Source organism: Acetobacter sp. AC2005 (assembly GCF_037901235.1).
Classification (GTDB): Bacteria; Pseudomonadota; Alphaproteobacteria; order Acetobacterales; family Acetobacteraceae; genus Acetobacter; species Acetobacter oryzoeni.
On the sequence record NZ_CP149625.1, the window covers coordinates 833,449 to 846,404 of the forward strand.

General features: G+C 58.3%; 9 protein-coding genes. 7 read left to right on the forward strand and 2 right to left on the reverse strand.

The genetic code is table 11. The features are described from left to right. Positions 1–72: 72 nt before the first annotated feature. Positions 73–927 (forward strand): uracil-DNA glycosylase, encoded by an 855-nt coding sequence (locus QQM41_RS04010; protein ID WP_339077778.1) that lies wholly within the window; start codon positions 73–75, stop codon positions 925–927. Between the two features lie 224 nt (positions 928–1,151). Next, the gene (locus QQM41_RS04015; protein WP_050819198.1) at positions 1,152–3,113 is read left to right on the forward strand and encodes a transglycosylase SLT domain-containing protein; all 1,962 of its coding nucleotides are present in this window, start codon (positions 1,152–1,154) and stop codon (positions 3,111–3,113) included. A gap of 121 nt (positions 3,114–3,234) precedes the next feature. Here QQM41_RS04015 and QQM41_RS04020 read toward each other — a convergent pair whose 3' ends face one another. Together QQM41_RS04020 and hpnH are read right to left on the reverse strand one after the other, a co-directional pair. Beyond that, entirely contained in the window at positions 3,235–4,617 is a 1,383-nt protein-coding gene (locus QQM41_RS04020) for a hemolysin family protein (RefSeq protein WP_080986744.1), read from the reverse strand. 160 nt (positions 4,618–4,777) lie between these two features. After that, positions 4,778–5,989 (reverse strand): adenosyl-hopene transferase HpnH, encoded by a 1,212-nt coding sequence (gene hpnH / locus QQM41_RS04025; protein WP_339077779.1) that lies wholly within the window; start codon positions 5,987–5,989, stop codon positions 4,778–4,780. A gap of 423 nt (positions 5,990–6,412) precedes the next feature. Between hpnH and dxs the strand changes: the two genes are divergently transcribed. The 5 genes from dxs (at position 6,413) to hpnK (ending at position 12,894) form a co-directional block, all read left to right on the forward strand. Continuing rightward, positions 6,413–8,440, forward strand: a complete 2,028-nt coding sequence (dxs, locus tag QQM41_RS04030) for a 1-deoxy-D-xylulose-5-phosphate synthase (protein WP_087651752.1) — start codon at positions 6,413–6,415, stop codon at positions 8,438–8,440. Positions 8,441–8,443: 3 nt separating this feature from the next. Continuing rightward, on the forward strand, positions 8,444–9,097 hold the full coding sequence (locus QQM41_RS04035) for an ABC transporter substrate-binding protein (protein WP_128104900.1): 654 nt from the start codon (positions 8,444–8,446) through the stop codon (positions 9,095–9,097). 76 nt (positions 9,098–9,173) lie between these two features. After that, positions 9,174–10,343 carry a bacteriohopanetetrol glucosamine biosynthesis glycosyltransferase HpnI gene (gene hpnI, locus QQM41_RS04040; RefSeq protein WP_339077780.1) on the forward strand — a complete coding sequence of 390 codons (1,170 nt, stop codon included), beginning with the start codon at positions 9,174–9,176 and terminating at the stop codon, positions 10,341–10,343. Positions 10,344–10,476: 133 nt separating this feature from the next. Further along, complete coding sequence (gene hpnJ, locus QQM41_RS04045) at positions 10,477–11,907, forward strand: hopanoid biosynthesis associated radical SAM protein HpnJ (RefSeq protein ID WP_019088455.1); 1,431 nt, start codon at positions 10,477–10,479, stop codon at positions 11,905–11,907. 99 nt (positions 11,908–12,006) lie between these two features. Next, the gene (hpnK, locus tag QQM41_RS04050) at positions 12,007–12,894 is read left to right on the forward strand and encodes a hopanoid biosynthesis-associated protein HpnK (RefSeq protein WP_003630033.1); all 888 of its coding nucleotides are present in this window, start codon (positions 12,007–12,009) and stop codon (positions 12,892–12,894) included. Positions 12,895–12,956: the final 62 nt, after the last annotated feature.

Below are 12,956 nucleotides of genomic sequence, written 5' to 3' on the forward strand. Positions count from 1 at the left end.
ACATGAACGACTGGTTTTGTCTAACGCGCCCGCGCCAAACCACCAAACCGTCCGCTTTGTGATACGGTTTATATGATGGAAGCTGCTCTGTCTCTCCTGCGCCTTTATACCGAATGGGGCGTGGATGTTGCTGTAACCGATACCCCGGCCGATCATCGGCACGCGGGGGCTGGGCTTGTGCTGCCTCCGCTACGGGGCAAAACGCCCCAGCAGACACCCCCATACATACCTCCGCAGCCCGGAACCGGCAGAACACCAGTGCCTGCTGCGGTTACGCAAAACCAACCACAGCAACCGCCTGCCCCCACCAGCTTTGCAGATACGGTGGAACAGGCACAGCGCCTTGCCGCAGCCGCCAACACGCCAGAAGAGCTGTTTCAGGCCATGGATTCCTTTACGGCATGCCCGTTGCGCGGCGCTGCCATGCACACCCTTATGCCCTCTGGCCCCCGCAACGCCCCCCTGATGCTGATTGGGGAAGCCCCTGATGAGGATGAAGACAGAAGCGGGCAGGTTTTTGCGGGCCTATGCGGCACCCTGCTGGATACCATGCTGGCCCCCTTGCCGTTGGAACGCAGCCAACTGGCCCTTGCCACAGCCCTGCCTTGGCGGCCCGCAGGTGGCACACCCCCAACAGAGATGGACCAGCGCATCTGCCGCCCCTTTTTAGAGCGCGCCATAACTTTGTTTGCACCCAAGCGGCTGCTGCTATGTGGGCGGCTGCCTGCCCGAATGCTGCTTGGCAAAACCACGGATCTGCCCCGCCGCAACTGGCAGGACATCACCCTACCGGGCCAGCCCCCGCTGCCCGTTATGTGTATGCGCCACCCGCTCCAGCTCCGGGCCAGCCCCTCCGCACGGCGTGAAATATGGACAACACTGATGACGGTGATGGATACCCTGCGCCAAAACAGCCAAAGCATGTAATCAGCGCGCGCATGTAAGTGTAAACGGCGTGCCAGATGTTACAGAATATGTCAGCAAGAAATACAGCCCCCAAACCGTGGGAATACCTGCACAAATCATAGAAATTATTCCACCTTGACCAGCGATTCACCGCTGGGAATGCAACAATTTTTGAAGAACCTTTCCCTTTTCTTACAGATAGGAAACTTGCCTTTTGGGCTGGAAGGGCCTAGACCCCGCCAGCCATGCGAGCGATAGGTCAAATTCCTCATCAGATCGCGGCAAAAGCCATTCTGGCTGGTGCCGCCCTTTTGGCCAGCGCTTCCGTCGTTGTGACGAGAGCCCATGCCAAGCCCCCGGAAGCCGGGCCCGAACCGTACAGCGAAGAGCTGGCTATGGTTCTGCCACGCCAGGCTTTCCCTGAAGGTGATGATGTTACACTTCCAAAACCTCTTCCTCCTGAAGTTGCCACTCAGGTGCGCGCCATCCTGCGCCTACAGCAGCAGGGTGCGTTCACAGAAGCCATCAGCAGCACCACGCATCTAACAGATGCCACCCTGCTGGGTGAGCTACAGGCAGACCGTTACCTGAACCCGAATTACCACCCCAATGCGACCGAGCTGCGGAACTGGCTGAAACAATACACCAGCTATGCCGATGCCCCGGCCATATGGGCACGCCTTGCCGCGCTGCCCGAACGGGGTGGGCCGCTGCCACCTGCCCCACCGGCAGACCATCTGGCCCCAGCCCATGCCGCCCTTGCGGCTGGCCCACTGGCGCAGGAATTCACCCGCAACCCCCTGCTGGACCGCACCTTGCGCGAACGCACCACATGGGGGCTGAAGGGCGTGCACAGTGCGTTGCACCTTATCAGCATTACACCGGGCATGACGCCCGCCTACGCGGCCCAGCTACAGGCTGAAACCGCACAGGCCATGCTGGTTTCCGGTGAAACGGATATGGCGCTGGATATTGGCCGCACAGCCGTAAACATCTCGCGCGAGCGCAATGCGCTGGCCAGCTACATTACCGGGCTGGCCCTGTGGCAAAAGCAGGCTTACGCCGAGGCTATTCCGTTTTTTGAAAAAGCCTCCCACGCCCCGCGCGCCATGCCGGAAATGCGGGCCGCCTGCGCCTTCTGGGCCGCACGTGGGCACGAAAAAACCGGCAACACCCATGCCCAGCACATCTGGCTCCAGCATGCGGCGGCTTTTCCGCGCAGCTTCTATGGGCTTCTGGCCTATCGTATGCTGCGGCCAGCTCCGGCAGACCATGCGGCCTCCAGCGCCCATACACGCCCTGTTGGCTTCAAACCGTTGGAAGACAGCCCCGCTCCAGATAATGGCGCGTCCTCTGCCCCTGTGCTGACGGAAATTGATATTGAAGCCGTAGGCGCCACAGATGTCGGCCGCCGCGTGTTTGCCCTGCTACAGGTTGGTGAGCCGGAAATGGCCGAAAACGCCATCCGCCGCGCATGGCCAGACCTGCGAGACGTCACACTGGCACGGGCCTTTCAGCTTGTGGCGCAAACAGCCGGGCTGCATGATCTGGCCACAGAAATGGCCGATGCCCTGAACACCCATGCCGCAACAGCACAGAACGCAGAGGATACCCCCCTGCCCCTGCTGCGCCCCCGGCACGGCTTTACCATGGACCCCGCCCTTGTTTACGCGCTGGCCCGTGTGGAATCGAACTTCGACCCACGCGCTGTTTCCGGCGCAGGAGCCCATGGGCTGATGCAGATCCGCCCGCTTACGGCTGATTTTGTTACCAGTGAGTCCCCCACCAATATCAACCACCACTTTGTGCATTCCGCAGAAGCCCTGCATGACCCCAGCATCAATCTGGAAATCGGGCAGCGTTATGTGCAGTATCTGGCCGGGCTAACACGCCAGACCAGCCACACAGAGGCACGTGGTGGAGATATTATCCGCCTGCTAGCCAGCTACAATGCAGGGCCTTCTGCCCTTGCACATTGGGAAAGCGCCACCGGCCCCGCAGCCAATGACCCGCTGCTGTTCATGGAACTGCTGCCCAACACGGAAACGCGGGATTACGTGCACCACACCCTCGCCTATCTGTGGATGTATGCCGCCAAGATGAAGCTGCCCACACCTTCCCTTACAGCCTTGGCCCAAAGCACGTGGCCAGACTTTGAGGATGAAAAGGCACTGGCACATACGCTGAACACCCGCACCCTTCACTAAGGGTCTGCGGCGTAGGTTCAGCCGGCTTATCGCATACAAAAAGGGGCGCAGCTTTAACCGGCTGCGCCCCCTTTTTTGTGGCCTGTGGGCAGGCCAAACGCCTGCCCCGTGAGGCTTAACTTCAGTTCTCTGCCAGAGGCTGCCTGCTGGCCCGCACGCGGGAAACACGGCGGCCTTCCATTTCCAGCACCTCGAACAACCAGCCCTCGTAAGCCACCTTGTCACCCACTGCTGGCACACGGCGCAGAAGGGCCAGAATAAGCCCACCCAACGTATGATAGCTGCCTTCTTCTGGCAGGGTTTTCAGGGCCAGACGGTCCTTCACTTCATCGGCGGATTCCGTGCCATCCAGCATCAGCACGGCATCTGGGGCCGGTTCTGTATGCAGGCGCGTGAGTTTTTGAGGCTCGTGCGAGGTTTCACCCACAATAGCGTCAAACAGGTCAGACGCGGTGACAATGCCTTCAAACGCCCCGTATTCATCAAACACAAAGGCCATGCCCAGCGGGATGCTCCGCATGCGTTCCAGCATATCCAGCGCGGAAATACTGTCTGGCACCACCACCATCGGGCGCAAACCGGCCTCTATGGAAGCCGGCATGCCATCCAGAACGCGGTCCAGCATATCCTTAGCCAGAACCACGCCTACCGGGTTATCTACCCCACCCTCGCACACCACAAGGCGTGCATAAGTGGTTTGCTTGAGCGCCTGCACCAGTGCCTCGCGCCCGGCATGGCGGTCTATCCACACCAGTTCGTTTCTGGGGGTCATGATGGCACGCACAGGCCTGTCCGCCAGACGCAGCAGGCGTTCGATCATGGTGCGTTCTTCATGCTCCAGAACGCCCAAGCGTGCGCCTTCGGCAATGTAGGCTTTCAGCTCTTCTTCCGTCAGCGTCTGGTTTACGGCATCAGCCGCGCCCATCAGCCGCAGCACGATGTTGGAAGATTGGCGCAGCAGCCACACCACAGGGCGGGTGGCATTGGCCAGAAGTTCCAGCGGCATGGCCAGACGAGCCGCCACTCTTTCTGGCTCGCGCAGGGCCAACTGCTTGGGCACAAGCTCACCCAGCACCAGCATGATGGCCGTAATCAGCACCACCACCACAATCATGGAAAGCTGGGGCGCAATGGGTTTAATGGCCGGAATACGCTCCAGCATGGGGGTAAGGTGCGCTTCTATCTGCACCCCACCAAATGTGCCTTCCAGAATGGAAACCAGTGTCATGCCCACCTGCACCGTGGGCAGGAAGATTTGGGGGTCTTCCGCTAGGCGCATGGCCCGTTCGGCCCCGCGCACGCCTTGTTCCTGCAACATGGCCAAACGGGGAATACGCACGGAAATAAGCGCAAGTTCCCCCATGGCGAACACGGCGTTCAGCAACACCAGAAAGAAAATGACAAGAATGGAAAGTGCCATGAAAAACGATATGCCCTCTGTGTAGGGTACCCGCGTGGCGGGTTTCTGGCGGGCAGAATAGGGGATGATTTCCCCCAAAGCCACAGCTGGGCCATACGGGAACGCTGATTGCCTTATGCGGCAACCGTATGCCTGCCTTCCAGATAAAGCGGACCAATTCGGTATGTTTTGAAGGGGAAAGACAAAAAAAGAGCGGCCCCTTGCGGGAACCGCCCCTTTTTAAAACCCGATTCGGAAGGCCCGATCAGTCTGCCGCAGTGGCTTCTACTGCTGGCTTTGCTGCCGGGGCATCGTTCGCGCCTTCGGTTGTGCGAATCACCTTCACACGTGGGGCCTTTGCAGGCTTGCGTGCGGCAATGGCTTCCATCTGTTCTTCCACCTGTTTGGAGAAGACGTACTGGGCCGGGCGCTGGTTGGCCAGCGAGATTTCCGGGGCCATTGGCTTTTCTGTTTCCGGGCCAAACAGCGCCACTTTGGCAATGTGCCAAGGGCGACGCACGGCATCCATAACAGCGGTGGATTCGTAACCGGAATGCACCATGCAGTCAGCGCATTTTTCGTAGTTACCGGTGCCGTAATCATCCCACTTCGTGTCGTCCATCAGCTCACGGAAGGACTTGGCATAGCCTTCACCCAGCAGATAGCACGGGCGCTGCCAGCCAAACACGTTACGCAGCGGCTTGCCCCACGGCGTGCAGTGGTACTGCTCGTTCCCCGCCAGGAAGTTCAGGAACAGCGGAGACTGCGTAAACCGCCATTTGTGGCCTTTGCCCAAACGGAAGATATCGCGGAACAGCTGCTTGGTTTTCTGGCGGTTCAGGAAGTGTTCCTGATCCGGTGCGCGTTCGTAGGCATAACCCGGTGCGGTCATGATTCCGTCCACGCCCATTGCCATCACTTCATCAAAGAAATTGGCAACGCGCTGCGGGTCTGCGCCATCAAACAGGGTGCAGTTGATGGAAACACGGAACCCACGTTCCTTGGCCTTCTTGATGGCGGCCACGGCACGTTCATACACCCCATCCTGACAGACGGAGGAATCGTGCATGGTTTTGTCACCATCCAGATGCACATCCCAAGAGAAGAAGGGGGATGGTTCATATTCATCCATCTTCTTTTCAAGCAGCAGGGCGTTCGTGCACAGGTAAACGTATTTCTTACGCGCAATCAAACCGCGGATAATCTGCGGCATTTCCTTGTGCAGCAGCGGTTCACCGCCGGCCACAGCCACAACGGGCGCGCCTGCTTCGGCATCCGCATCCATGCATTCCTGCACGGTCATGCGCTGGTTGAGAATGGCAGCCGGGTAGTCGATCTTCCCGCAACCTGCGCATGCCAGATTGCAGCGGAAAAGCGGCTCAAGCATCAGCACAAGCGGATAACGCTTCCGCTTCTTGAGATGCTGTGTGACGACATATTTGCCGACCCTGACGGCCTGCATTATCGGTACGGCCATAAACCCCCGCTCCGGCGCATCACTTACGCCCGTATCGTGACTGGAAAGAACTTGGTCAGTTCAGTGTGTAACAAGAAACACGGCCGTGTTACCCGCGGCAAGTATTTCCGCCCTGAACCATCAGGTGGTCAGACAGAATACTGAATACACGCGTTACGCGGCCACGCATGAAAGAAGACATTGGCCTGCATATATGTTGTGTGGTTTGTCAAGCTCAAGTGTTTTCACAGTCCTGTTGCAAAAAGGCCACATTCGCCGGCTTGTTTTGTTTCAATACTTGCGTTCTTGCGTGAAACATTAAACCACATGCCATCGGATCGCGATGTCTGTCGGCATGCAAACGCGGCGTAAGACACACTCCGGGTTGCGTCATCCGCCCAGATACCAGACAGCAGCCCGCAACAAAAAGATGGAAACGATCGCATGGACAGTTCTCAGGACAAGAGCGCACCTTCACCGATTCCGACGTTAGGGCGTTTTCCTGCGCTGGACCGGGTTGAGTATCCGGCGGACCTGCGCAATCTCTCGGTTGAGCAGCTCAAGCAGGTTGCGGATGAACTGCGGGCCGAGACGGTGGACGCGGTTTCCACCACAGGGGGGCATCTTGGGGCCTCCTTGGGTGTTGTGGAGCTGACGGTTGCCCTGCATGCGGTGTTTGATACCCCAGATGACAAGGTGATCTGGGATGTGGGCCATCAGGCCTACCCCCACAAGATTCTGACCGGCCGGCGTGACCGTATCCGCACCCTGCGCCAGCCGGGCGGCCTGTCCGGCTTTACCCGCCGCGCAGAAAGCCAATACGATCCGTTTGGCGCGGCCCATTCCTCCACCTCCATTTCCGCCGGACTCGGCATGGCCGTGGCCCACCACCTGCGGGCGGAGGAAGACCCCAGCTATCGCGAACGCAATGTGATTGCCGTGATTGGCGATGGCTCCATTTCCGCCGGCATGGCGTATGAGGCCATGAACAACGCCGCCGTGGCTGGCCCCGGTGCGGAACGGCTGATTGTCATCCTGAACGACAACGAGATGTCCATTGCCCCACCTGTGGGGGCCATGTCGAACTACCTGTCGCGCCTGATGTCTTCCCGCAAGTTCATGGGGCTGCGTGAACTGGCCGGCAAGTTTGTGAAAAAACTGCCCGCCCCTGTGGAACGCACGGCCCGCAAGGCCGATGAATATGCCCGCGGCATGATTACCGGCGGCACGCTGTTTGAAGAGCTGGGCTTTTACTACGTTGGCCCCGTGGATGGGCATGATCTGCCGCAGCTGGTCTCTATCCTGCGCAACCTGCGCGATACGGATAACGGCCCCATCATGCTGCATGTCATCACGGAAAAAGGCCACGGCTATCAGCCAGCCGAAAAAGCCGGAGACAAGTATCACGCCGTTGCCAAGTTCAACGTGGTCACCGGTGAGCAGAAAAAGGGCCCCGCAGGCCCGCCAAGCTACACCTCCGTGTTCTCCCGCGAGCTCACACGCCGTGCCGCCACCGATAACAAGATTGCCGCCATTACCGCCGCCATGCCTTCTGGCACGGGGCTGGATGCCTTTGCCAAGGCCTACCCGGACCGGTTCTTTGATGTGGGCATTGCCGAGCAGCATGCCGTAACCTTTGCCGCTGGCATGGCCACCGAAGGGCTGCGCCCGTTCTGCGCCATCTATTCCACCTTCCTCCAGCGCGCCTATGACCAGGTGATGCACGATGTGGTGCTGCAAAAGCTGCCCGTGCGCTTTGCCATTGACCGCGCTGGACTGGTGGGCGCCGATGGCGCCACGCATGCAGGCTCCTTCGACATTGCCTATCTGGGCTGCCTGCCGGGCATGACCATCATGGCCCCATCGGATGAGCTGGAACTGCTGCACATGACGGCCACCGCCGCCCTGTTTGATGAAGGCCCGATTGCCCTGCGCTACCCGCGTGGCAGTGGCCTTGGGCTGGACCTGCCCGCAGAAGGCACACCGCTGGAAATTGGCAAAGGCCGCATCATCCGTGAAATGGGTGGGCAGTCCGGGCCGGAAAAAGGGGGCGTGGCCATTCTCTCGCTTGGCCCGCGTCTGGCCGAGTGCCTGAAAGCTGCAGACATGCTGGCCGCCCGTGGCCTGCCGCCCACCGTGGCGGATGCCCGCTTTGCCAAGCCGTTTGATACGGAACTGGTGGAAAATCTGGCCCGCAACCATGCCGTGCTGATTACCATTGAGGAAGGTTCGGAAGGTGGCTTTGGCTCCCTTGTCGGGCACCATCTGGCCCGCACCGGCCTGCTCGATAACGTGCGTTTCCGCCCCCTCACCCTGCCAGACCGCTTCATCGACCATAACACCCAGGCCGCCCAATACGCCGAGGCAGGCCTCTCCGCACCACACATCGTCGGAACCGCTCTAAGCGCGTTGGGCATCGGTGACATGCTTGAAGCGATCTTGCCAAACCGCGCAACCGGGACAAAATCTTAAGCCATGAAACGCTTTTCAATTCGTGCAGGCCTTGTGTTTGGTATGACCATGGCCCTCCTTCCGGTTGCTGGCGCTGGCATTTCCGCTCCGGCAGCTTTTGCCCAGTCTGCTCCGGCAAGTGCCGTAAGCGCGCCTATCCAGTCGCTGTACAAAGCGTTGGATCAGGTTCAGAACGCGCACAGCAGCTTTGCTGAACGCAGCCAGATGGTGGCTGGTGCGGTAGATCAGGCTTATGATCTTGAAGCCGTGCTGAAAGCCTCTGTTGGCCTGCGCTATGACAGCCTGAGCCCGAGCGACAAGCAGAACCTGCTGGCAGCTTTCCGCAACTTCACCATTGCGCGCTATGTCTCCAGCTTTAAGCCCGGTTCTGGCGCACGTTTTACCATCTCTCCGTCCGTTACGGATGCACCTGCTGGCGGTGGCAAGATTGTAGAAACCCATATCGGGTCTGATGACAGCATGCCCGGCACGGCTGTAAGCTACATCATGCACAACGAAGGTGGTGCATGGAAAATTACCGATGTGCTGCTGAGCGATTCCCGCATCAGCCAGGCAGCTGCCCAGCGGTCTGACTTCAGCTCCACGCTGAACTCTGGCGGTGTGCAGGGTTTGATCAACGTGCTGAACCGCAAGGTTCAGAGTTACTCCAAAGATTAAGAGCGAGAAGCAGCATCGTGCGCCGCAGCGGAAAGAAACCAGCGCCCCCACGGGGCCATAAAACGGTTGAGGTGTAATGTCCGCCTTTCCGTTTCTAGCTGCGGCCAGCGCGGTACTGGCTGTTACCGGCTGCGTGCAATCTGCTTTGGGGGCGGGCCTTCTGGCCCGTTTCCGCCGCAAGGAGCATAAGCCGGTTGTTCTTGAAAACAGCCCACCGGTTACCGTTTTAAAGCCACTTTATGGCTCTGAACCCCTGCTGGAAGAAGCACTGGAAAGCTTTTGTACGCAGGATTACCCAGAAGTGCAGATTCTGTTTGGCGTGCGCGATGCAGATGATCCGGCCATAGCCATTGTGCGCCGCCTGCAAGAACGCCACCCGGAACTGGATATGGATTTGGTGGTGAACCCCGTGCTGCACGGGCTAAACCGCAAGATCAGCAACCTTATGAATATCCTGCCACAGGCCAAGCACGATATTCTGGTTATTTCCGATTCTGATATTCATGTCAGCCCCGATTATCTTCAACATATCGTGGCTGGGCTGAACACACCCAACACCGGGCTGGTTACCACCCTGTATGCCGGGCTACCTGCCAAGCATACTGTGGTGCAGATGCTGGCAGCCTGCCAGATCAACCATAACTTTTTGCCCGGCGTCATTCTCTCGCGCTATCTGGGGCGGCAGGACTGCCTGGGCGCCACCATGGCCCTGCGGCGTGAAACGCTGGAACAGGTGGGCGGGCTGGAAGCCCTGCTGCCACATGTGGCGGATGATGCGCTGTTAGGCCGCCTTGTGCGCCAGTTGGGCATGGATATTACCATTGCCGACTGCCTAACATGGACCACTATTGCCGAATCCAATTTTACAGAATTGTTAAAGCATGAGCTCAGATGGGGCCGCACAGTCTGCACGCTTGCACCTGCGGGCTATGCGGCCTCTTCAATCCAGCTTCCACTGTTCTGGGCTACATTGGTGGTCTTGTTCCAGCCCCATGCTGCGTGGACACTCCCTTTTTTCTGGGGTGTATGGGGCTTTCGCTGCCTTACCGCGTTGATGATAGACCGCACTGTGGGGTCTCGCCCGCTATGGCCGCTTCTGCTTTTGCCTGCGCGGGACTGGCTTTCTGCCGCCATTATGGTGGGCAGCGCTTCTGGCACAGAAGTGCACTGGCGGGGGCAAACCATGCATGTGGCCCCACATCCGGTTGGCCCCCCTTCATCTGGTGGTCTTTCCGCCAGACAGTAAGCCCGGCGCACGCAAAACTTGCCTTATGCTAACAGCCCAGAGTAAATCCCTCAGCTAAATGACCATGGAAGCCTTGCAGACCGCTTTTTTTGCCGGCTCCAACCGCTTCACGCCCTTGTCAGGATAAAAACCGATGACGATGAGAACACTTTTCCTGCAGCCCCCGACTTTTGACGGTTTTGATGGTGGCGCAGGCTCGCGCTATCAGGCACGGCGCGAAATCAAGTCCTTCTGGTATCCGACATGGCTGGCCCAGCCTGCAGCAATGGTTGAAGGCAGCCGCCTGATTGATGCCCCGCCCGCAGGCATTGGCATGGAACCGATTCTGGAAGACGTTAAAAACCGCGATCTGGTTATTCTGCACACCTCCACCCCATCCTTCGCCAAGGATGTGGAAGTGGCGCAGATGCTCAAAGACGTGAACCCCAACCTGAAAATCGGGATGGTGGGTGCAAAGGTTGCCGTTCAGCCAGAAGAAAGCCTGCTGAAAGGCGCGCCGATTGATTTTGTGGCCCGCAATGAATTTGATTACACAATCAAGGAAATTGCCGAAGGCCGTGATTTTAAGGACGTAGACGGCATTACGTGGCGCAACAAGGATGGCGAAATTATTGCCAACCGTGACCGCGCCATGATTGAAGACATGGACAGCCTGCCCTTCGTGACCGAAGTGTACAAGCGGGACCTGCGTATTGAGGACTACTTTATCGGGTACCTCATGCACCCCTACATTTCCATCTACACGGGCCGTGGCTGTAAATCTCGCTGCACGTTCTGCCTGTGGCCGCAAACGGTGGGTGGCCACCGCTACCGCACACGCAGCCCGCAGCATGTTGCTGCTGAAATCCGTCTGGCCAAGCAGTACTTCCCGCAGGTGAAAGAGTTCTTCTTTGACGATGACACCTTCACCGATGACCTGCCGCGTGCAGAAGCCATTGCGCGTGAACTGGGCAAGCTGGGTGTTACGTGGTCTTGTAACGCAAAAGCCAATGTGCCGCGCGAAACACTGAAAGTGCTGCGTGACAACGGCCTGCGCCTGCTTCTGGTTGGGTATGAAAGCGGCAACCAGCAGATCCTTCATAACATCAAGAAGGGTATGCGCGTTGAAGTAGCGCGTGAGTTCACCAAGAACTGCCACGAACTTGGCATTAAAATCCACGGCACCTTCATTCTGGGTCTGCCGGGTGAAACCAAGGAAACCATTCAGGAAACCATCCGCTTCGCGCAGGAAATCAACCCGCACACGTTGCAGGTTTCTCTGGCGGCGCCGTATCCGGGCACGGCCCTGCACAAGCAGGCCACGGAAAACGGCTGGCTGGATGAAAACAACGCAGAACTGCTGGATGATAACGGCGTGCAGATTGCACCGCTGCATTACCCGCACCTGTCTCACACAGAAATCTTCAACAGTGTGGAAGACTTCTACAAGAAGTTCTACTTCCGCGCGCCCAAGATTGCCTCCATCCTAGGTGAAATGGTGCGTTCTCCGCAGATGATGAAGCGCCGCCTGCGTGAAGGTGTGGAGTTCTTCCAGTTCCTTAAAAACCGTAAGGATGCTGCGTAACCTACGCATGCCACATGGGCGGGGGCAAAATGCCTCTGCCCATGACATGTCCCCCCTGCCGGTGCTAGATACTGCCGGAGCAAGATCAGGGGTTCTGTTATGAAACGCGCCATTATCTCTGCCGATGATTTCGGCATGTCTGTTGAAGTGAATGAGGCAATCGAACTTGCCCATCGCAATGGCCTGCTTTCAACAGCCAGCCTTATGGTTGCGGGTGAGGCTGTGGATGACGCGATAGAACGCGCCAAACGCCTGCCTACCCTTAATGTTGGCCTGCACCTTGTGGTGATAGAAGGCCCCGCTGTTCTGCCCCATACCAGCCTGCCGCTTATTACCCAGCCCGATGGATGGTTTTCATCCTCGCAATTTGGCTTGGGGGTCGATTACTTTTTCCGCCCTGAAGGACGGAGAGAACTGGAAGCCGAAATTACCGCCCAGTTTGAAGCCTTCCGCCGCACTGGCCTGCGGTTAGACCACGCCAATGCCCACAAACACATGCACCTGCACCCCACGGTGGGGCACCTGCTTGTAACCATTGGCAAACGCTATGGGCTCAATGCCGTGCGCGTGCCGCTAGAACCGCCCGAACCCCTTTACGCCGCTGGCACTTATACAGACACGCTGGGTGATGCCGCCCTCCGCCGCTGGACAAGCCTTTTGCGCCATCAGGCCCATGCTGCGGGCATGAAAACGAATGACTGGTGCTTTGGGCTGGCATGGAGCGGCCACATGACAACAGACCGCGTGGCCGCGCTGGCTGCGCATCTGCCCGAAGGTGTTTCTGAAATCTATTTCCACCCTGCCACACATAAAAATGCCCTGCTGAAAAGGCTGATGCCAACTTATGAGCAGGAAGCCGAGTTCAAAGCTTTGTGTTCTCCGGGCTTTCGGGCCGGGTTGGAACATGCCCATGCGCAGCTTTGCGGCTGGCAGGATTTAGAAATGCCACAGGACAATGTGCCACCTGTTGCAAAATTACCGTTATAACAAGAAATGCATCCCGTTATTGGCTTTTATTTCATTTTTATACAGTTTTAGGAAATATTATT